Below are 20893 nucleotides of genomic sequence, written 5' to 3'. Positions count from 1 at the left end.
TGACTGCGCCCGAACCGTCTCCGCCCGTACCGCGTCAGTCGCTGTGTGTGCCTCGATGTGGTTCACGTTTCTACTAACTCGTGCGGGCCTGGGAATCTTCCCGGTCCTGGTCTGCCCGCTGACGGCCCCCGAGCCCGCACGGTTAGGGGCCGCCGGTTCCGCGGAGCAACCTCAACGCCCGCCCGCCACCAGCAACGGAGCCCCGCCCGGGGCCGAGGCCGGGCGGCCGTTCGCTGCCGGGACGCCGAGGAGCGGCGAGGCGGGTACGCGGGGGAGGAGGCCGCGGCCGGCGAGTTCGGGGATGACGCCCTCGCCGAACCAGTACGCCTCCTCCAGGTGCGGATAACCGGAGAGGACGAAATGGTCGACGCCGAGCGCGTGGTACTCCTCGATCCGGTCGGCGACCTCGGCGTGGCTGCCGACCAGGGCCGTGCCCGCGCCGCCGCGCACCAGCCCCACGCCCGCCCACAGGTTCGGCGCGATCTCCAGCCGGTCGCGCGAGCCGCCGTGCAGCGCCAGCATCCGTTGCTGGCCCACCGACTCGCTTCTGCCCAGGGCCTGTTGGGCCGTCGCGACGGTCTCCGGGTCGAGGTCGTCGAGGAGCCGGTTCGCCGTACGCCATGCCTCGGCGGAGGAGTCGCGCGAGATGCTGTGCAGGCGGATGCCGAAGCGCACCGTGCGCCCCTTCGCCTCCGCGAGCCCTCGAATCCAGTCGATCTTCTCCTTGACGGCGGCGGGTGGTTCGCCCCACGTCAGGTACACGTCGGAGTGCCGCGCCGCGACCGGCCCGGCCGCCGCCGACGAGCCGCCGAAGAAGATCTCCGGCAGCGGGTCGGGCGGCAGCGCGGTGAGCCCGCCCTCCACCTGGTAGTGCTCCCCGGCGAAGTCGAACGGCTTGCCCTGCCACACGCCGCGCACCACGGACAGGAACTCGTCGGTCCGCGCGTACCGCCGGTCGTGGTCGAGGTGGTCGCCGAAGCGCCGCTGCTCGGTCGAGTCGCCGCCCGTCACGACGTTCAGGAGCAGCCGACCGCGGGTGATGCGCTGGTACGTGGCCGCCATCTGGGCCGCGAGCACCGGCGAGATCACGCCCGGCCGGAACGCGACCAGGAACTTCAGCCGCTCGGTGTGCTGCGCGAGCGCCACCGTCGTCAGCCAGGCGTCCTCGCACCACGTGCCCGTGGGCGTCAACACCGCCTCGAAGCCCAGCTGTTCGGCCGCCTTCGCGATCTGCGCCAGATACTCGATGTCGGGTGCGCGCACCCCGCTCACCGGAGTGATCCGCTCGCGGCGGATGCCGCCGTCGGTGTAGGCGTGCCGGTCGACGAGGGTGCGCCCGTCGCCGCCGGTCGGCAGGAACCAGTGCAGGTGAACGGTCATCAGGAGCTCTTCTCGTCGCTCTTGTAGCTGCGGGCCGGAGTCGTGGAGGGCGGCAGGTCGCCGTTGAAGCGCCGGTCGACGAAGTCCTCGAACGCGACGCGCCGCGGGATCAGGTCGAGCTTGGCGAAGGTGTCGACGATCTCCTGCTCGGACGCCACCACGTTCTCGTCGACGGCGACCGGCACCCGCGTGCCGTTGCTCCGCTTCACGGCCGCGAGCGCCACCTCGTACGGCAGACCTGTGTCCTTCGCCCACACCTTCGCCCAGGCCTCGGGGTGCTCGAACACCCAGTCCTGGGCGCGGCGCAGCCGCAGCAGATAGTCGTCGATGGCCGCGGTCTTCTTCTTGTCCTTCAGTGAACTCGGCGCAGCGACCTGAAAGTTGAGCCCGTTCACCACGCCTTGCCCGTCGGTGAGGACCCGCCCCTGCTTCGCCTCCAGGACCTGCGAGGTGTACGGATCCCACACCGCCCACGCGTCCACCTTGCCGCCGGTGAACGCGGCGAGCGCGTCGGCGGGCTGCAGATACTTCACGTGTACGTCGTCGAGGGTGAGCCCGGCCTTCTTCAGCGACGCGATCAGCTGGAAGTGGGCGGAGCTGCCCTGGGCGACGGCGATCGACCGGCCCTTGAGCTGCTCCGCCCGCTTCAGCGGCGAGCCGTTCGGCACGAGCACGGTCTCCCCGTACGCGGTGCCGTGCGTCGCGGCGACCACCGTGATCTTCGAGCCGGCGCCCGCGGCGAAGACCGGCGGGGTGTTGCCGACGGCGCCGATGTCGACGGCCTGCGCGTTGACCGCTTCGAGCAGCGGCGGGCCGGAGCTGAACGTGGACCACTTGATCTTGTAGTCGAGGCCCTTCAGCTCCCCGGCCGCGGCGAGCACGGCCCGCGAACCGCCCTTCTGGTCCCCGACGTTGAGCGTCAGCGAGCCTTTGCCGTCGACGGCGCCCTGCCCGGCAGCCGCCGTACCGCCCGTGGAGCTCGCGGCGGACGACGCCCCGGAGCAGGCGGAGAGGAGGAGGGGGAGGAGCAGGGCGGCGGGCAGGAGCGCCCGGCGGCGTACGCGGGGACGTGGAGCTGGTCGTGGCATGGGAATTCCGTTCCTTCGGCTGACGTGGGGCTCGGGAGGTCACACTTCGGCGGCGTGATCCGGGGCTTCGACGCCCAGGTGGTCGAGGAGGTGGGCGCGGAGTCGGGCGAAACCGGGGTCGGAGATGTCGCGGGGACGCGGCAGGTCGATCTCGGTCTCGTGGGCGATCACGCCGTCGTCCATGACGAGCACGCGGTCGGCGAGCAGCACCGCCTCCTCCACGTCGTGCGTGACGAGCAGCACCGCGCAGCCGCGCCGCTGCCACAGTTCGCCGACGAGCCGCTGCGCCTTGATCCGGGTGAGCGCGTCGAGGGCGCCGAACGGCTCGTCGAGCAGCAGCAGATCGGGTTCGCGTACGAGGGCACGGGCGAGGGAGGCGCGCTGGGCCTCGCCCCCGGAGAGCGTCTTCGGCCATGCGTCTACGCGGTGATCGAGGCCGACCTCCGCCAACGCCCGCTCGGCGACGGCCCGTTCGGGCTTGCCGGGCAGGCCGAGCAGAACGTTGCGCCAGACCTTCTTCCACGGCATCAGACGCGGCGCCTGGAACGCGGTGGCCTTGCGTCGCGGCACGAACACGGCGCCGTCGACGTCCCGGTCGAGCCCGGCGAGGATCTTCAGGAGCGTGGACTTGCCGCATCCGCTCCGCCCCAGCAGCGCGACGAACTCCCCGGCGCGCACGGTGAGGTCGAGCTCGTCGATGACCCGGCGTCCGTCGAACGTACGGGACAAGCCGCGCACGCGTACGGCCTCGGAGCCTGCGACGAAGGAGGGGGCGGACCTCGCGGACGCGGGTGCCTCGGGGGCGGGTGCCTCGGGGGCGGGCGGGCTCACTGCCCGGTGAACGTCGGTCGCCATTGCAGCAACAGCCTTTCGAGGGTACGGACGACGAAGTCGGCGAGCAGGCCGAGGAACGCGTAGACGATCAGGCAGACGACGATCACGTCCGTCCGCAGGAAGTCCCGCGCCTGCACCATCAGGAAACCGATGCCGGAGTCGGCGTTGACCTGCTCGGCGAAGACCAGCGCGAGCCACGCCACGCCGAGCGAGAACCGCAGCCCGGTCATCGCCCCGGGCAGCGCGCCCGGCAGCACGACATGCCGTACGAGCCCCCACCGTGACAGCCCGAGCGACTGCCCGGCCTCGATCAACTGGGCGTCGACACCGCGGATTCCGGCGTACACGTTCAGATAGAGCGGGAACGTCACGCCGAGCGTGATGATCGCGACCTTCGGCGCCTCACCGATCCCGAACCAGATGATGAACAGCGGAATCAGGCCGACGAACGGCACGGTCCGCAGCATCTGCACGCTGGCGTCGACGAGGTCCTCGCCGACCCGGAACAGCCCCGCGAGGAGCGCGAGCACGGTTCCGATGACAGTCCCGAACACCAACCCGAGCGCGACCCGCTGCACGGACACGCCCATGGCGGAGGTCAGCGACCCGTCGGCGACCAGGTCACGGGCGACCCCGGCGATCGTCCCGGGCGAGGCGAGCACGTCGGCCGTCAACAGCCCGGTGGCGCTGGCCAGTTGCCAGACGAGCAACAGCAGAAGGGGCCCGGTGGTACGCCGCAGCCAGCGCGGCACACGGAGGGCGGCACGGCGACGGCCGGAGGAGGGGAGGGGTTCGAGGGCGAGGGCAGGGAGGGCCGGGGCCGGGGTTGTCGAGGGCGAGGTGCTGGACGGAGGCGGGGCATGGTCGATGGTCATGGGGATGCTCCGGGGGAGGAACCGGCGGCGAGCCGATGGACCGACGTACCGACGTACCGATGTAGAGACATGCCGACACACCGAGACATCGCGATATCGACACGACGAGACACGCGACATCGCGGGACGACGGCACCACGACGGACGGCAGCAGCCGGGAACTGACCCCTACTCAGAACTCACACTGAGGGAGGGGCGTGAAGGAAAGGAAAGAAGAGAAGGGAAAGCGAGAAGGCCGACGAACCGAAAGGGAACGTCAGCAGCCGCGGCGACAGGCGGCGGAGGCCACCCGCAGCAGGTCGATGTGACCGCGCGTGGTGAGCAGTGCAGAACGCAACATGCCGCAGAACGTAGCGAGCCGGTCCACGTACGGTCAACGGTGTCTCGTACTGCGGACGTACGAAGCGGCCGAGACCGAGGCAGAGGCCGAGGCCGGGGGAGGGCTCGCGGTGAGGTCATCGGGCGTACGGCCGCGACGTGCGCGACGATGGCGGCATGTCCGATTCCTTCACCACGCACGTCCTGAACCTCACGACCGGCACCACCGAACGAGTCGTCGACCTCACCCGTGACTGCGAGCGATTCCTCGCCGAGGCGGCGGGCGGGCGCGACGGCCTCCTGAACATCTTCGTGCCGCACGCCACCGCCGGCATCGCGGTCATCGAGACGGGCGCGGGCAGCGACGACGACCTCCTCGCCGCCCTCCACACCCTCCTCCCCGCCGACAACCGCTGGCAGCACGCCCACGGCACCCCCGGCCACGGCCGCGACCACGTCCTCCCGGCCCTGGTGCCGCCCCACGCGACGCTGCCGGTCGTCAACGGGCGTATGGAGCTGGGGACTTGGCAGTCGGTGTGCCTGGTCGACACGAACAGGGACAACCCCGACCGGCAGGTGCGGTTGAGCTTTCTCGGCTGACCGAGCCTCGGCTCGACGGGACTGCCGGGTGCGCGTGCCTGAACTGCGCGCGTGCTACCCGTGCGTTCCGCGTTCCGCGCTCCCGTCGCCCGTGGGCTGTGCCTCGGCTTGGAAGGGCGGCGCGGTGGTGCCCCGGGGGATCAGGTGGGTGGGGAGGACGATGTGCCGCGACTGCTCGGCGTCGGGGTCGTTCATGAGGGAACAGACCAGCTCGCCCGCGGCGTGACCGATGTCCGCGGGTGACTGGGCGATCGTCGACAGGTCCCACCACTTGGCGATCTGGTGGTCGTCGAACCCGATGACGGACATCCTCCCGGGCACCTCGACACCGGCCCTGCGCAGGGTCGAGACGATCGAGGTGGCGTGCTCGTCCTGCTCGGCGAAGATCGCAGTGGGTGGTTCCCGAAGGCTGAGGAGGTCTCCGACCGCCTGCGTGACGAGGCGTTCGTCCCCGACGGGTGCGGCGACCACGAGATCGTCGTCCAGCGGGATCCCCGCTTCGGTCAGCGCCTGCTGATAGCCGGTCAGCCGTTCGCGAGAGCTGAACGTGAAACCGGCGGGGCCGACGGTCTGCGCGAAGGCGATACGGCGGTGTCCGAGGTTGAGCAGATGCTGCGTCCCGCGGCGTGCACCGGCCACGTCGTCGATGTACACGCTCGGTCGGCCCTCGGCGTACTGGCTGACGTAGACGACCGGCATGCCGAGGCTGTCGAGGCGCGCGCTCTCCTCGTCGCTGAGGTCGAAGGTGAAGACCAGCAACGCGTCGGCGTTCCGGCGGGCCGGAAGGCGGTCGAAGAAGACGGCGCGCTCGGTCATGTCCGGGACGACGTAGACGACCAGGTCCATGCCCGCCGTACGCAGGACCGGCCCCAGGCTGTCCAACGCCGAGCCGATGAACCATGAGTTGAGCATGGGCACGAGGACCGCGACCCGACCGGTCTTGCCGGTGACCAGGCTCGCGGCCTGCCGGGAAACCGCGAAGTTCAGTTCCCTGGCGGCCGTTTCGACCCGGGCCCGCACCTCCGGCGAGACGGAGGAGAGGCCGCGCAGGGTGCGCGAGACGGTGGAGGGCGAGACCCCGGCCCGTTCGGCGACGTCGGCCATGGTGGGGTGCCGTTGGGGTGCTGGCATGAGCGGACGTTAGCACAGGCGAGCGACCTCGACGGCATCATTGTGACAGCGCTGTCATGGAGGATCGCGGCTCCATAGTTCTCTTCACCTCCCCTTCAAAGGGGGTATTTCGGGCTAAATGGCCTGCAGATTACTTCGGCGTAACGCATTGACTTCCGCAATGTGTCCTCCTAGCTTGAAATCGCTATCTCGAAAGGGCTCACGTCACCCACGCGGAGCGGCCCTCAGTGGCAATGAGCTGTGGATTCTCGCAGCTGAGCAGTCATGACAGCGCATTCATCAGCTGTCGCCCCCCTCTGTACTGAACGCCCCTCCATACCGTCCGGCGTCCCCGCCGGTGAAGGGATGAGGTCCCGTATGGCCACAGTCAGTTACGAGAAGGCCACCAGACGTTATCCAGACGCGGATCGGCCGGCCGTGGACGCGCTGAGCCTGGACATCGCCGACGGCGAGTTCCTGGTGCTCGTCGGCCCGTCGGGGTGCGGCAAGTCCACCAGCCTGCGGATGCTGGCAGGGCTGGAGGACGTCTCGGACGGGGTGATCCGTATCGGCGAGCGCGACGTCACGCATCTGCCGCCGAAGGACCGGGACATCGCCATGGTGTTCCAGAACTACGCGCTCTATCCGCACATGTCCGTCGGCGACAACATGGGCTTCGCCCTGAAGGTCGCCGGCACGTCCAAGGACGAGATACGCCGACGGGTGCGGGAGGCGGCCCGGATCCTGGACCTCGAGCCCTTCCTCGAGCGCAAGCCGAAGGCGCTGTCCGGCGGTCAGCGGCAGCGGGTGGCCATGGGTCGGGCGATCGTCCGCGAGCCGCGGGTCTTCCTGATGGACGAGCCGCTGTCGAACCTGGACGCCAAGCTGCGCACGCAGACCCGTACCGAAATCGCCGCCCTGCAGCGGCGGTTGGCCACGACGACCGTGTACGTCACCCACGACCAGGTCGAGGCGATGACGATGGGCGACCGGGTCGCCGTACTCAAGAACGGCCTGCTCCAGCAGTGCGCCGCGCCACGGACGCTCTATGAAGAGCCGGACAACGTCTTCGTGGCCTCCTTCATCGGCTCTCCCACCATGAACCTCACCACGGTCCGCATCGAGGACGACGGTGTGCGGATCGGCGGCGCCCACCTGCCGCTCAGCCGTCGGGTCCTCGCCGCCGCCGCGCACGAGGACAGCGACAGCATCGTCTTCGGCTTCCGGCCGGAGGCGTTGGAGCAGGTCGGCGCCGACGAGAGGGCGTTGAGCATGTCCGTGGCGATGGTGGAGGAGCTCGGGGCGGAGGCGTACGCGTACGGAACGCTCGACGGCACCGGCACCGGCACCGGCACCGGCACCAACACCCGAGGCTCCGCCCTCGCCCCGGCCGGACTCGGCACCGGTTCCGAGGGGCAGATCATCGCGCGGGTCGACCCCCGGAACGCACCCGCCAAGGGCGAGCGGATCAGCCTCCGCATCCGCCCCGGCGGCGGCTACTTCTTCTCCGCCAGGACCGGTCGGCGGATCGCCACCGACTGACCGACGGACCGACTGACCGGCGCCGGTCCGCGCATCGCCAGGCACTGACCGGCGACGGGTCGGCCGACCGCACCCCTCAGCCCACCTCCCACCCCGTATCCCCTCCCGTCCCGCACGACCAGGAGAAACAACCGATGAAGACCTCGACGACCAGAGCAACACAGTGCTCGGCCGCCGTCCTCGCCGCCGGGCTGTTCACGACCGCCTGCGGTTCGTCCGGCGGCGGGCCCGCCCAGAACGTCGGCTCGTTCGAGGGGCGCGGCCCCATCACGTACGTCGCGGGCAAGGACGTCAGCGGCACCGTCCAACCGGTTCTCGACGCGTGGAACAAGCAGCACCCGAAGGAGAAGGTCACCTTCGTCCAGCTGCCGACGGACCCCGACTCGCAGCGCCGGCAGATGATTCAGAACGCGGAGACGAAGTCCGACGCCTACACGGTGCTGTCCCTCGACGCCGTGTGGACCTCGGAGTTCGCCGCCCACCGATGGGTCGACCGGCTGCCTGAGGACGAGTTCCCGCTGGACAGGATGGTGAAGCCGGCGGTCGAGACGGGGCGGTACCGCGGCGGTCAGTACGCGATACCGCGCGACTCGGACGGCGGCCTGCTCTACTACCGCAGCGACCTGCTGAGGAAGGCCGGCGTCGACGAGCCGCCGGTCACCTGGGCGGCGATGAAGGAAGCCTGCGCCAAGGTGAGGAAGCTGCCCGAGGCCCGGAAGATGTCCTGTTACACCGGGCAGTTCCAGAAGTACGAGGGCCTGACGGTCAACTTCGCGGAGGCGGTGCACTCCGCGGGCGGCGTGGTCACCGACGCGAAGGGGCAGCCGGACGTCGACACCCCCGAGGCCGAGCAGGGCCTGGACTTCCTGGCCGGCTCCTTCAAGGACGGCACGATCTCGAAGGACTCCATCACCTACCAGGAGGAGGACGGCCGCCGCGCCTTCCAGAACGGCCAGGTGATCTTCGAACGCAACTGGCCCTACGTGTACACGGCGGCCGCCAAGGACGACGGCTCCAGCAGGGTCGCCGGGAAGTTCGATGTCGCGCCGCTGCCAGGACTGGACGGTCCCGGCTCCTCCAGCCTGGGCGGCCACAACCTGGCGCTGTCGAGCCATGCGCGGAACAAGGCCACCGCCCTCGACTTCATGAAGTTCTTCTCCAACGCCGAGAACTCCCGCAAGAACCTGGAGAAGGGTTCCCTGGCACCGGCCTACGCGAGCCTCTACGAGGACGAGGAGCTGGTGAAGAAGTACCCGTACCTGCCGGTGCTCAAGGAATCGATCCTCCGGGCCGAGCCGCGGCCCCGCGTCGTCCAGTACGGCGACACCAGCAAGGCGATCCAACAGGAGGCGTACGCGGCGCTGACCGGCGCCAAGAGCAGTGACCAGGCACTGAAGGACCTTCAGGAGGAACTCCGGAAGGCCCTTCGGACGACCGCGGCGCAGTGAGGAGCCCCTCGTGGTGAAGACACCCATCCCCTCGGGCTCCGCCTCGGACCGTAGGGACAGAACAGATGGAACGGGCGCAGCAGTGGAGCAGCCGGGCGCCGGACCGGAGGGCCGTGCCCACGGCACCGACCGGGGCGGCGCGTCCGCCGAGGCGTCGGCACCGCCGAAGCATCGGCGTCGGCGGTCCCGGGCGACGTCGGGGGCGGGCCGGGTGGCGGCCTTGCTGGTGTCGCCGACGATGCTGGTGCTCACCCTGGTCGTGCTGTTCCCGACGATGGTGGCGCTGAAGGACTCCCTGTTCGGCGAGGCCGGGTTGGACCCGGAGACCGGTTTCGTCAGCGAGACCGAGCCGTTCGTCGGCCTCGACAACTACACCGCTGTCTTCAGCGGGGAGGCCGGCGACCGCTTCTGGAACGCCTTCTACAACACCACCTTCTTCACCGTCACCACGGTCGTCCTGGAGACCCTGATCGGCGTGGCGATGGCGCTGATCATGCACAAGGCGTTCAAGGGCCGCTCCCTGGTGCGCGCCGGCATCCTGGTGCCCTGGGCGGTCCCCACCGCCATCTCCGGCCTGCTGTGGCGCTGGATCTTCAACAGCGACGGCGTCGCCAACGCCGTCCTCGGCGAGCAGATCCTGTGGACCACCGAAGGCGTCCAGGCCCAACTCGCCGTCATCATCGCCGAGGTGTGGAAGACCGCCCCCTTCATCGGTCTCCTCGTCCTCGCCGGCCTTCAGGTGATCCCCAAGGAGGTCTACGAGGCGGCCCGGATCGACGGCGCCGGCGCGCTCCGCCAGTTCTGGAACGTCACCCTGCCGCTGGTCAAGCCCGCTCTGCTGGTCGCGGTCCTGTTCCGCACCCTGGACGCGCTGCGCATGTTCGACCTGCCCTACATCCTCATCGGCGCCCAGAAGCACTCGGTGGAAACCCTGTCCATGCTCGCCCAGGACGAGGCCTCCAACGTCCGCTTCGGCCCCGCCGCTGCCTACGCCGTGATCCTGTTCGTCTACGTCTTCCTCATCGCGCTGGCCTTCGTCCGGCTGCTCGGCGCCGACGTCGTGGGAGACGGCGACGGCTCCCCGCGTCGCCGCAAGGCCCTCCCGGCGCGCCGCCGCACGGAGGTGACGGCATGACTCTCTCCCTGAACTGGCGCAAGTGGCTGTCGTACGCCGGTATCGCCCTGGTCGTCGGCTACTGCATGGCCCCGTTCTACTGGATGCTGGTCTCCAGCCTCCGCCGCACCTCCGACATCTTCGACAACTCGGCCTGGCCCAGCGCGTTTTCGCTGGAGAACTACCTGGCGGTCATCGACCCCGCCCACGGCTTCACCCGGGCGCTGCTCAACAGCGTCGTCGTGGCCGGCGTGACCACCGCGGCCGCCCTCGTGCTGGCGACCCTCACCGCCTATGCCATGGCCCGACTGAACTTCCGGTTCAAGCGCGTGGTGCTCACCGCGATCATCGCCACCTCGATGTTCCCGGTGGTCTCGATCGTGGTGCCGCTGCTGAAGACGTTCACCGACATCGGCTGGATCAACACGTACCAGGCCATGATCGTGCCCTCGATGTCCTTCGCCCTGCCATTGGCGGTATGGAATCTGACCACCTTCTTCCGGCAGATGCCCGACGAGCTGGAGCACGCCGCCATGGTCGACGGCTGCACCCGCGGCCAGGCCTTCCGCAAGGTCATCCTGCCGCTCGCCGCGCCGGGCATCTTCACCACCGCGATCATCACGTTCATCGCCGCGTGGAACGAGTTCCTCATCGCCCTGACCATGACCAACAAGCAGGAGATGCAGACCGCGCCCGTCGCGATCTCCAAGTTCTCCGGCGCCAGCCAGTTCGAGACCCCCTTCGGCAGCCAGATGGCCGCCGGCGTCCTCGTCACCGTCCCACTGGTGGTCCTGGTCCTGGTCTTCCAGCGCCGCATCGTCGCCGGCCTCACCGCCGGCGCCGCGAAGTAGCCCTTCCGCAGCGAGGCCCCGCAACCTCGCATCACTACTCACCCACAGGAGTGCGCAGCACCATGTCCAACACCGCACCGTGGTGGCGCGACGCCGTCATCTACCAGGTCTACATCCGCAGCTTCGCCGACGCGAACGGCGACGGCGTCGGTGACATCGCCGGTATCCGCTCCCGCCTCCCGTACCTGAAGTCCCTCGGCGTCGATGCCATTTGGATCAACCCGTGGTACAAGTCGCCGCAGGCCGACCACGGTTACGACGTGGCGGACTTCCGGGAGATCGACCCGCTGTTCGGCAGCGTGGCCGAGGCGGAGGCGCTGATCGAGGAGGCGCACCAGCACGGCCTGCGGGTCATCCCCGACATCGTTCCCAACCACACCTCCGACGAACACGCCTGGTTCCAGGCGGCGTTGGCCGCCGGCCCCGGCAGCCCGGAGCGGGACCGGTACGTCTTCCGGGACGGGCGCGGCGAGAACGGCGAAGAGGCCCCCAACGACTGGGTGTCCTGCTTCGGCGGCCCCGCCTGGACCCGGCTGCCGGACGGCCAGTGGTACCTGCACCTGTTCGACGCCAAGCAGCCGGACCTCAACTGGGAACACCCCGAGGTGCGCGCGGAGTTCGAGGACATCCTGCGGTTCTGGTTCAGCCGCGGCGTGGACGGCTTCCGTATCGACGTGGCGCACGGCCTCATCAAGCACCCCGAGCTGCCCGACCTGCCGCCCCGCCGGGACGCGGCCGGCCCCGCCTCCCACGAGCCGGTGGACCACCCGCACTGGGACCGTGACGAGGTGCACGAGATCTACCGCGCGTGGCGGCGGGTGGCCGACGAGTTCTCCGGCGACCGCAAGTTCGTCGCCGAGGCGTGGGCGCCCGACCCCGAGCGGCTCGCCAGGTACGTCCGCCGGGACGGCCTGCACACGGCGTTCAACTTCGACTTCCTGATGGCCAGTTGGGATGCCGAGGACCTGCGCGAGGTCATCGACCGCTCGCTGGGCAGTCTCGGCGCGGTCGGCGCTCCGGCCACCTGGGTGCTCTCCAACCACGACGTGTGCCGCCACCCCAGCCGCTTCGGCCGCAGGACGACCAAGAAGTGGGTCGCCAACGAGGTCTACCGGCCCGAGGGCCCGCTCGACTTCGAGCTCGGCACCCGGCGGGCCCGCGCGGCAGCCCTGCTGATGCTCTCCCTGCCCGGCGGTGCGTACGTCTACCAGGGCGAGGAACTGGGCCTGCCGGAGGTGGAGGACCTGCCCGACGAAGTGCTGCAGGACCCGTGCTGGGAGCGCTCCGGCCACACCGACCGGGGCCGGGACGGCTGCCGCGTGCCGATCCCGTGGTCCGGCGAGACCGCCCCGTACGGCTTCAGCCCGGAGGGCGCCACCGGCGAGCCCTGGCTGCCCCAGCCCGCGCTGTGGAAGGACCACAGTGTCGAGGCGCAGACCGGCGACGAGAATTCGATGCTGGAGCTCTACCGCCGCAGTCTGAAGCTCCGCCGTGAGCTGCCTGCGCTCGGCGAGGGCGACCTCACCTGGCTGGACGCCCCGGCCGGTGTGCTCGCCTTCACCCGCGAGCCGGGCTTCACCTGCGTCGTCAACCTGTCCTCCGAACCGTACGAGCTGCCGGAGCACGAGTCGGTGCTGCTGGCCAGCGGCCACTTGGAGGACGGTCGGCTGGCCCCCGACACCGCGGCGTGGCTCGCACGGTGAGCGAAGGCGCCGCACTCTCCCCGCTGCCGGGCCGCTGACCCCGACGCCGGTCGCCGGAGGACCCTCCCCTCCGGCGACCGGTGTCGGCGGCTACGGCGTGCCGGGAAGGCGGACCGTGACGACGAGGCCGCCGGTGGGGCGGGGGGTGAGGTCGAGGGTCCCGTCGTGGGCTCGGACGATGCTGTGCACGATGGCCAGCCCGAGGCCGACGCCCGCGTGATCGTCGGTGCGTACGCGTTCCGTGCCGCGCTGGAAGGGTTCCGTGAGGGTTGGCACCAGTTCCGGCGGGAGTGGAGGCCCGGTGTTCTCGACCCGCAGCACGCTCGCGCCGTCCTGGGACGCGGTGTGGACCGTCACGGTGCCGCCGGTGGGGAGGTTGTGGGCGACGGCGTTCTGGACGAGGTTCGTCACCATCCGCAGGAGAAGCTCCGCGGAGCCGACCGTGTGCGCGGTCCCGCCGGTGACGTCGAGTCCGACACCGCGCCGTTCGGCCGAGGGGAGCAGCGTTTCGGCGGCCTCCTCGGCGAGGAGGGAGAGGTCGACGTGCTCACGCGGGACGTGCCTGCCGTCGCTGCGGCTGAGCAGCAGGAGGGCCTCGGTGAGTTCGATCGCCCGGGTGTTGGCCGCGTGGAGGCGTTCGAGGAGCTCCTCCCGGTCGTGTGCGGGGTCCCGGCGGGCGAGGTCGAGGAGCGACTTCGTGACGGCCAGGGGCGTACGCAGTTCGTGGGAGGCGTTCGCGGCGAACCTCCGCTGTTCGGCCACGTGGGATTCGAGTTGCCCGAGCATCGTGTCGAACTCGTCGGCGACGTCGCGGAATTCGTCCACGCGGCCCTCCATACGGATCCGGTGGGAGAGGGAACCGCCGGCGGCCAGCCGTGCCGCGTCCGCGATCCGGTCCAGCGGCGCGAGCATCCGTCCGGCCAGGATCCACCCTCCGACGAGGCCGAACACCAGCAGGAAGACGATCACGGTGGCCGCGGCGGGCACGAAGTCCCGCATGACCGCGGCCCGGCTGGGCCCGAGGACGATGAGCACGCCGTCGGCCGGGAACTCGCCCGACCTCCGGACGGCATCGGCGTCCTGGTCGGTCAGCCAGCGCAGCACGAACACCCAGATCACGGCCAGCATCGCAGCGCCCGCGACGAAGAGGAACCCGGCGTAACTGAGGGCGAGTTTCAGCCGGGCACTGAACCGCGGGCGGCTAGGCATGCGTACGGCCGGTGTCGATGCGGTAGCCCACCCCGGGCACCGTCGCGATGATCCAGGGCTCGCCGAGCCGCTTGCGCAGGGCGGAGACGGTGATGCGTACGGCGTTCGTGAACGGATCGGCATGCTCGTCCCAGGCCCGCTCCAACAGCTCCTCGGCGCTGACGACACCGCCCTCGGCGGCCACGAGCACTTCGAGTACGGCGAACTGCTTCCGGGTCAGTGCGACGAACCGTCCGTCGCGGTGGACCTCCCGGCGGAACGGGTCGAGACGGAGCCCCGCGATCTCGCGGACCGGCGGCCGGGCATGCGCGCGCCTGCGGTCGAGCGCCCTCAGCCGCAGGACGAGCTCGCGCAGCTCGAACGGTTTGGTGAGGTAGTCGTCGGCGCCCAGCCCGAACCCGGACGCCTTGTCGTCGATCCGGTCGGCGGCGGTGAGCATGAGGATCGGGATGCCGCTCCCGGAGTCGACGATGTGCCGGGCGATCTCGTCGCCGGAGGGCCCGGGGATGTTGCGGTCGAGGACCGCCAGGTCGTACGAGTTGAGGCTGAGGAGCCGCAGGGCGGAGTCGCCGTCGTAGGCGATGTCGGCGGCGATCGCCTCCAGCCGGAGACCGTCACGGACGGCCTCGGCCAGATGGGGCTCGTCCTCCACGATTAGCACGCGCATCCCGCAAGCGTAGGCAGCACGGCATATCGCCGACGTATGCAAATCGGGCATTCGGAACCGGGGCAGCCGGGCAGCCGGGCAGCCGGGTGCGCGGACACCCGGGGCGCCTCCCCGGGCGGGCCTCGGACCGGAAGGCAGGCGGCAGGAGACCAGAGACAGACGACCGGCGTCGAGAGACCGGCGACCGAAGACGGGCGACCGGAGACCAGCGACCGGAGACCGGCGACCGGAGACCCGAGGCTCAGCGCGTAGACGCGAGGGCCGGTCGTGGCCGCTCCGAAGGCGCCCCGGTCGCCGTCCGCCACCAGGGGCGCGACGCCAGCGCGGCCAGTGCGGCGCCGGAGGCGTTGAGCAGAACGTCGTCCACCGAGGACACCCGGTCCAACTGCAGGACGTACTGCGCGATTTCGATCAGGACCGAGCAGCCCGCCGCGAGGCCCAGGACCCGCGGCACCGACGCCAGCGCCGTGAACCGCTGCGGGGCGAGGAACCCCAGCGCGGCGAAGACCAGCAGGTTCCCGACGATCTGGCCGGTGTCCATCGTGAGCAGGTCGCGCAGCGGTACGAGGCTCAACGTGCCGGGAACTTCACCGGCCCGGGCGCCGGGCTGCAGGGTGATGATGACCCACGGCACCGTTCCGTGGACGAGGCCGACCTCGGCCACCGACATCCGCCACGCCGACGGGACGCCGGCGGCCCTCCGCCGCTGCGCCGTCCACCACACCGCCAGCGCGGACAACGGCAAGGCGCCCAGGGTCAGGAGCCCCACACCGTTCCACGTGCTGAACAAGCCCTCCCACCCCAGGTGGCCGACCATCCGGAAGGACCCCACGAACGCCCGCCGCAGCACGAAAACGGCGAACGCCAGCCCAAGGGCGGCCAGGGTGACGAGCACGATCCGGTACGCGCGCAGGGCTGGTGACGAGGATGACGTTTTGTGGTTCATGCCTCCACTGAAGAGGAAGAGGTGTTGCCGGGGCGTATGCGATTTTCCATACACCCGCGATACACAGCGGCGGCGTCGGGACCGGCGAAGAGGAACTGCGGCGGGAATCCTCGGAGTTGCCGCCCGATGGCCCGACGCGTGGAGCGGGGGAGGGGCACGGACGTTGCGGATGAGCGTGTTCCGCGACGCCGCAGACCTACCCGCCCTACCCGCGAACCACGGCCCGCGGGCCGCTCACCGGAGGCCCGCGGGGTGCAGAATTCTGCTGCGCAGCGATTCACTTCATCCGGCGAGCGGGTCCACCGGGAGGCTCCAGTGTCCGAGTTCGACGCATTCATGCGGCACGCGATCGAACAGGCACGCCTCGGCGCCGCCGAGGGCGGAATCCCGATCGGCGCCGCACTCGTTTCGCAGGACGAGGTGCTGGCCGTCGGACGCAACCGCCGCGTCCAGCAGGCGAGTCCGACCCGGCACGCCGAGATCGACTGTCTGGAACGGGCCGGCCGGCAGCCGGCCTCCGTGTACCGGCGGACGACCCTGTTCACCACGCTGTCACCGTGCTTCCTCTGCGCGGGAGCGGTGCTGCTCTACGGGATTCCCCGCGTCGTCGTCGGCGAGAACCGCACGTTCTCGACCAGCGAGGATCTGCTGCGCAGCCACGGCGTGGAGGTGGTGGTCCTCGATCTCGACGAGTGCGCCGAGCTGATGCGGGACTTCATCGCCGCCCACCCGGAGCTGTGGCGGGAGGACATCGGTACGTCATAGCGCCCCGGGCTCCGTTCCGCCCGGCTCCCCGGGAAGGGCCTGTTCGGTCCAGATGGTCTTGCCGGAGCGGGTGTAGCGCGTTCCCCACCGCTGGACGAGCTGCGCGACGATGAACAGGCCGCGCCCGCCCTCGTCGTCCTCCCCGCTGTGCCGCAGGTGGGGTGAGGTGTGGCCCCGGTCGGCGACCTCGCAGAGCAGGGTGCGGTCCCGGATGAGGCGTACCTGGATCGGACCTTCCGCGTACCGCACCGCGTTGGTCACCAGCTCGCTGACGACGAGCTCGGTCGCGAAGGACAGCTCTTCGAGCCCCCAGTCGTGCAGCTGCCGCGTGGCCAGGTCCCGGGCGCGGCCCGCGGCGACCCGTTCCGCCGGCAGCTCCCACTCGGTGACCTGCGAGGCGTCGAGCTCGCGGGTACGTACGAGCAGCAGCGCGGTGTCGTCGGTGGCCGAGCCGCCCGGCAGGAGCTCCGCCACGGCCCGGTCGCACAGCGCCTCCAGCGACGCGTTCCGGTCGGTGAGCACCTGCCCCAGGATGTCGAGCCCGTGATCGATGTCGCGCTCGCGGGTCTCGACCAGACCGTCGGTGAACAGCGCGAGGAGGCTGCCCACCGGAAGTTCGATCTCCGTCGACTCGAACGGCAGGCCCCCGACGCCCAGCGGCGGCCCCGCCGGCAGCAGCGGGAACGACAGCCGCCCCTCGGGGTCGACGACCACCGGCGGCAGATGCCCCGCCCTGGCCATGACGCAGCGCCTGGACACCGGGTCGTAGACCGCGTACAGGCAGGTCGCGCCGGTCGTCACGTCGGCGCGGGACCCGTCGGGCATGCCCGGCTCGCCCCACTGCTCCTCCACGGACTGCGCCACGAGGTCGTCCAGCCGGGACAGCACTTCCACGGGGTCCAGGTCCATCTGGGCGAACGCCCGTACCGTCGTACGCAACCGGCCCATGGTCGCCGCCGCCTCCAGGCCGTGGCCGACCACGTCCCCGACGACGAGCCCGACCCGCGTACCGGACAGCGGGATGACGTCGAACCAGTCACCGCCCACGCCCGTCATGTCGTCCGACGGCAGATAGCGGTAGGCCAGGTCGACCGCGGACTGCTCCGGCACGTGCTGCGGCAGCAGTTGCCGCTGCAGGGTCAGGGAGGCGGTGCGCTCGCGGGTGTAGCGGCGGGCGTTGTCGACGGACACGGCCGTACGCGCGGCCAGCTCGTCGGCCAGCGCCACCTCGCCGCCGTCGAAGGTGGGCGCTCCGGCGCCGCGCATGAACGTGACGAGCCCGAGCGTGCTGTGCCCGGCCCGCAGCGGCACGACCAGGGTCGTGTCGTCGAGCACGAGCCCGCCGGAGGAGAGGCTGCGGTACTGCGGCGAGCCGGGCGGGTACTCCACGGCCGAGCCCGGGGAAGGAGGCGGAGGAGCTGGAGGAGGTGGAGGCGGTGGCCCGGCCGAACGCCACGCGACCCGCACCAGAGAGACCGCCGAAGCCCCGCCCGCAGTCGGAACCTCCCCCTCCAGAACTTCCGGCGCTAGGTCGACCGTCACCGTCTCCGCGAAGTCCGGCACCGCGACCTCGGTGATCTTCTCGGCGGTGGCCCGTACGTCCAGGGCCGTTCCGATGCCGCGGCCCGCCTCGACGAGCAGGGCGAGCCGCTGCTGCGCCTTGTAGCGGTCGGAGATGTCGAAGGCGTCCTCGCACACGCCGATCACGTGCCCGTCGGCGTCCTGGAGCCGGTAGTAGGCGCAGGACCAGACGTGCTCCGTCTCCGGGTCGCTGGGCGGCCGTCCCTGGAAGTGCAGGTCGACGAACGGCTCGCCGGTGTCGAGGACGTGATGCATGACCGCGTCGAGCGTGGGCGGATGCCCGGTGGTCACGAACCTGCCGTCGGAGTACAGCTCGTCCGCCCGCAGCCCGCGGAACTCGCTGAACGGCCGCCCTATCTCGCGCTCGAACATCGTGTTGCACCAGGTCAGGCGCAGTTCGGCGTCGTAGATGGCCAGGCCGAGGGGCGACTGCGCGGCCAGTCCGCGCAGCAGCGCGAGACGGGACTCCCACAGCCGGAGCTCCTGCAGCTCCGTCGCGACGAGGACGCGCGCCGCCGACCCGGCGCCCGGCAGGGGACACATCGCGGTGGCGACGACCAGCTCACGCCCGTCCCGGCGCCGGGCGACCCCGATCGCGTTCCCCAGGAAGGACACGGGGAGCGGGCCGGCCGACGGCATCGGCTCGACAGACACCGCCGGGTCCGGGGAGCCCGCAGCGTCCGCGGAAGCCGCCGGGTCCGGGGAGACCGCCGCGTCCGACGAGACCGCCGGGTCCGGGAACGGGAACGGGAACGACAGGAACGCGTCCAGGGCCCGGCCGACGGCCTCCTGCGACCCGTAGCCGAGGAGCCGCTCCGCCGCCGGGCTCCAGCCGATGACCGTGTCCTGGGCGTCGACGACCACCGTGGCGGCCCTGGTGACGTCGAGCGGACCACGAAACTCGGCGCTCTGCTCCGCGTTCGATGCCGTCATCGCGCCACATCAGCCCTGTTCATCCCCTACAGAATCAGCCGTCCCCGGGACGCGCACAACCGTGGTGCGCCCACTCCGCCGTACGCCCCGCCGGGTCCGAAGGCCGCGCATGCATGAACCGGCGTCGCCTGCCTACCCGTACGGCATGACTCGTTCCAACGACGAGGTCGCGGAGCTGCTCCGGGAGTACGCGGACCTGATCTCGATCACCGGCGGAGAGGCCTACCGGGCGCGCGTCTACGAGAAGGCCGCCCGCTCGATCGGCGGCCACCACACCGACGTGTCCACCCTCGACGCCAAGGGCCTGCGGGAGATCCCCAACGTCGGCAAGTCGATCGCCGACAAGGTCGTCGAGTACTTCGGCAGCGGCAGCGTGGCCGCGGTCGAGGAGCTGCGGGCGAAGATCCCCGACGGCGTCCGGCGCCTCACGGCCATCCCCATGCTCGGCCCGAAGAAGGCCTTCCTCCTGTACGAGGAGCTGGGCATCGCCTCCGTCGAGGAGCTGGCCGACGCCATCCACGAGGAACGGCTGCGCGACCTGAAGGGCTTCGGGCCGAAGACGGAGGAGAACATCCTCCACGGCATCGAACTCCTCCAGTCCGCCGGAGAGCGGGTCCTGCTCGACACCGCCACCGACCTCGCCGACGACCTCGTCACCGCGCTGTCGCAGGTGACCGGCTGCCTGCGCTGCACGCACGCGGGGTCGCTGCGCCGCTTCCGCGAGACGATCGGCGACATCGACGTGCTCGCCGCGGCCGACGCCTCCGCGCCGCTGATGCGGGCGTTCACGGAGCTGCCGTACGTCTCGGAGGTCATCGTGCACGGCAGCAAGAAGACGTCGATCCGCACCGCCAAAGGCCCCCAGGCCGACCTGCGGGTCGTGCCGCCGGACTCCTGGGGCGCGGCGCTGCAGTACTTCACCGGCTCCAAGGCGCACAACATCCGCACCCGCGAACTGGCCGTCCACCAGAAGCTCAAGCTCTCCGAGTACGGGCTGTTCGACACCGAGACCGAGGAGAAGATCGTCTCCGAGACCGAGGAGGAGGTGTACGCCCGGCTCGGCCTGCCGTGGATCCCGCCCACCCTGCGCGAGGACCGCGGCGAGATCGAGGCCGGGCTGCACGACGAGCTGCCCGCACTGGTCGAGGAACAGGACATCCGCGGCGACCTGCACACCCACACCGACCTCACCGACGGCCTCGCCTCGCTGGAGGAGATGATCGCCGCGGCCGCGGAGCGCGGCTACGCCTACTACGCGATCACCGACCACGGCCCGGACCTCGTCATGCAGCGGATGACCGACGAGCGGATCCTGGCCCAGCGCGAGCGCGTACGGGAACTCGACAGAACCCGGCGCGGCAGAGGCGGCAGGGGCCTGCGGCTGCTGCACGGCGTGGAGCTGAACATCGACACGAACGGCGAGGTGGACTGGCCGGCGGAGTTCCTCGCCGGGTTCGACGTGTGCGTGGCCTCGGTGCACTCGCACTTCAACCAGGGCCGCGAGGCGCTGACCAGGCGGATCGTACGGGCCTGCGAGAACCCGCACGTCAACGTCATCGGCCACCCCACCACTCGCATCATCGGCAAGCGGCCGCCCGTCGACGCCGACCTCGACGAGATCTTCGCCGCGTGCGCGCGCACCGGCACCGCCCTGGAGATCAACGGCCACCCCGCCCGCCTCGACCTGCGCGACGAGGACATCCTGCGGGCCCGGCGGCACGGCGTGAAGTTCGCCGTCGACAGCGACGCCCACTCCGTACGCCACCTGGCCAACATGCGCTACGGCGTCGGCATGGCGCAGCGCGGCTGGCTCACCACGGACGACGTGATCAACACCTGGCCGTGGACCCGCCTGGAACGCTTCCTGCGCAAGGGCAGAACCGCCCGCCGTGAACCCCACGGCTGACGCCCCCGGAGGGGCCCGTACGC

At 70.7% G+C, this 20893-nt stretch carries 18 protein-coding genes; 8 read left to right on the top strand and 10 right to left on the bottom strand.

The window, feature by feature from the left end:
* Window positions 1-171: 171 nt before the first annotated feature.
* The 5 genes from ACIDOF_RS31500 to ACIDOF_RS31480 form a co-directional block, all read right to left on the bottom strand.
* A complete protein-coding gene (locus tag ACIDOF_RS31500; protein WP_409009583.1) occupies window positions 172-1380 on the bottom strand; it encodes an LLM class flavin-dependent oxidoreductase in 1209 nt (402 codons plus the stop codon).
* A complete protein-coding gene (locus tag ACIDOF_RS31495; RefSeq protein WP_409009582.1) occupies window positions 1380-2468 on the bottom strand; it encodes an ABC transporter substrate-binding protein in 1089 nt (362 codons plus the stop codon). The genes ACIDOF_RS31500 and ACIDOF_RS31495 overlap by 1 nt, the downstream gene beginning before the upstream one ends.
* A gap of 39 nt (window positions 2469-2507) precedes the next feature.
* Window positions 2508-3323: an ABC transporter ATP-binding protein gene (locus ACIDOF_RS31490; protein WP_409009581.1), complete on the bottom strand. Its 816-nt coding sequence runs from the start codon at window positions 3321-3323 to the stop codon at window positions 2508-2510.
* Window positions 3296-4177 (bottom strand): ABC transporter permease, encoded by an 882-nt coding sequence (locus ACIDOF_RS31485; RefSeq protein ID WP_409009580.1) that lies wholly within the window; start codon window positions 4175-4177, stop codon window positions 3296-3298. The genes ACIDOF_RS31490 and ACIDOF_RS31485 overlap by 28 nt, the downstream gene beginning before the upstream one ends.
* A gap of 256 nt (window positions 4178-4433) precedes the next feature.
* Complete coding sequence (locus tag ACIDOF_RS31480) at window positions 4434-4517, bottom strand: putative leader peptide (protein ID WP_349817350.1); 84 nt, start codon at window positions 4515-4517, stop codon at window positions 4434-4436.
* A 155-nt stretch (window positions 4518-4672) separates the two neighbouring features.
* Between ACIDOF_RS31480 and ACIDOF_RS31475 the strand changes: the two genes are divergently transcribed.
* The gene (locus ACIDOF_RS31475; RefSeq protein ID WP_409009579.1) at window positions 4673-5095 is read left to right on the top strand and encodes a secondary thiamine-phosphate synthase enzyme YjbQ; all 423 of its coding nucleotides are present in this window, start codon (window positions 4673-4675) and stop codon (window positions 5093-5095) included.
* 54 nt (window positions 5096-5149) lie between these two features.
* On the opposite strand, the gene ACIDOF_RS31470 is transcribed toward ACIDOF_RS31475, so the two are convergent.
* Window positions 5150-6226 (bottom strand): LacI family DNA-binding transcriptional regulator, encoded by a 1077-nt coding sequence (locus ACIDOF_RS31470; protein WP_409009578.1) that lies wholly within the window; start codon window positions 6224-6226, stop codon window positions 5150-5152.
* A 357-nt stretch (window positions 6227-6583) separates the two neighbouring features.
* Between ACIDOF_RS31470 and ACIDOF_RS31465 the strand changes: the two genes are divergently transcribed.
* The 5 genes from ACIDOF_RS31465 to ACIDOF_RS31445 all read left to right on the top strand — a co-directional run bounded on the left by ACIDOF_RS31465 (window position 6584) and on the right by ACIDOF_RS31445 (window position 12863).
* Window positions 6584-7747 carry an ABC transporter ATP-binding protein gene (locus ACIDOF_RS31465; RefSeq protein WP_409009577.1) on the top strand — a complete coding sequence of 388 codons (1164 nt, stop codon included), beginning with the start codon at window positions 6584-6586 and terminating at the stop codon, window positions 7745-7747.
* Between the two features lie 134 nt (window positions 7748-7881).
* On the top strand, window positions 7882-9195 hold the full coding sequence (locus tag ACIDOF_RS31460) for an ABC transporter substrate-binding protein (RefSeq protein WP_409009576.1): 1314 nt from the start codon (window positions 7882-7884) through the stop codon (window positions 9193-9195).
* A 211-nt stretch (window positions 9196-9406) separates the two neighbouring features.
* Complete coding sequence (locus ACIDOF_RS31455) at window positions 9407-10330, top strand: carbohydrate ABC transporter permease (protein ID WP_409009575.1); 924 nt, start codon at window positions 9407-9409, stop codon at window positions 10328-10330.
* Complete coding sequence (locus tag ACIDOF_RS31450; protein WP_409009574.1) at window positions 10327-11160, top strand: carbohydrate ABC transporter permease; 834 nt, start codon at window positions 10327-10329, stop codon at window positions 11158-11160. The genes ACIDOF_RS31455 and ACIDOF_RS31450 overlap by 4 nt, the downstream gene beginning before the upstream one ends.
* Window positions 11161-11222: 62 nt before the next feature.
* Window positions 11223-12863 carry a glycoside hydrolase family 13 protein gene (locus ACIDOF_RS31445; protein ID WP_409009573.1) on the top strand — a complete coding sequence of 547 codons (1641 nt, stop codon included), beginning with the start codon at window positions 11223-11225 and terminating at the stop codon, window positions 12861-12863.
* Window positions 12864-12953: 90 nt separating this feature from the next.
* On the opposite strand, the gene ACIDOF_RS31440 is transcribed toward ACIDOF_RS31445, so the two are convergent.
* The 3 genes from ACIDOF_RS31440 to ACIDOF_RS31430 form a co-directional block, all read right to left on the bottom strand.
* Window positions 12954-14072 carry a sensor histidine kinase gene (locus ACIDOF_RS31440; protein WP_409009572.1) on the bottom strand — a complete coding sequence of 373 codons (1119 nt, stop codon included), beginning with the start codon at window positions 14070-14072 and terminating at the stop codon, window positions 12954-12956.
* Complete coding sequence (locus ACIDOF_RS31435; RefSeq protein ID WP_409009571.1) at window positions 14065-14739, bottom strand: response regulator transcription factor; 675 nt, start codon at window positions 14737-14739, stop codon at window positions 14065-14067. Before ACIDOF_RS31435 ends, ACIDOF_RS31440 begins: the two co-directional genes overlap by 8 nt.
* Window positions 14740-14980: 241 nt before the next feature.
* Window positions 14981-15685 (bottom strand): VanZ family protein, encoded by a 705-nt coding sequence (locus tag ACIDOF_RS31430; RefSeq protein ID WP_409009570.1) that lies wholly within the window; start codon window positions 15683-15685, stop codon window positions 14981-14983.
* Between the two features lie 315 nt (window positions 15686-16000).
* Here ACIDOF_RS31430 and ACIDOF_RS31425 point away from each other — a divergent pair, with 315 nt between their 5' ends.
* Window positions 16001-16450, top strand: coding sequence for a nucleoside deaminase (locus ACIDOF_RS31425; RefSeq protein ID WP_409009569.1), 450 nt, complete (start codon window positions 16001-16003; stop codon window positions 16448-16450).
* Here ACIDOF_RS31425 and ACIDOF_RS31420 read toward each other — a convergent pair.
* Window positions 16445-18964, bottom strand: a complete 2520-nt coding sequence (locus ACIDOF_RS31420) for a SpoIIE family protein phosphatase (RefSeq protein WP_409009568.1) — start codon at window positions 18962-18964, stop codon at window positions 16445-16447. The genes ACIDOF_RS31425 and ACIDOF_RS31420 overlap by 6 nt on opposite strands.
* Before the next feature lie 145 nt (window positions 18965-19109).
* On the opposite strand from ACIDOF_RS31420, the gene polX reads away from it, so the two are divergent.
* Window positions 19110-20870 carry a DNA polymerase/3'-5' exonuclease PolX gene (gene polX, locus ACIDOF_RS31415; RefSeq protein WP_409009567.1) on the top strand — a complete coding sequence of 587 codons (1761 nt, stop codon included), beginning with the start codon at window positions 19110-19112 and terminating at the stop codon, window positions 20868-20870.
* Window positions 20871-20893: the final 23 nt, after the last annotated feature.

The organism is Streptomyces sp. Da 82-17, assembly GCF_046098215.1.
Lineage (GTDB): Bacteria > Actinomycetota > Actinomycetes > Streptomycetales > Streptomycetaceae > Streptomyces.
This window is presented reverse-complemented; position numbering and strand designations above follow the sequence as displayed.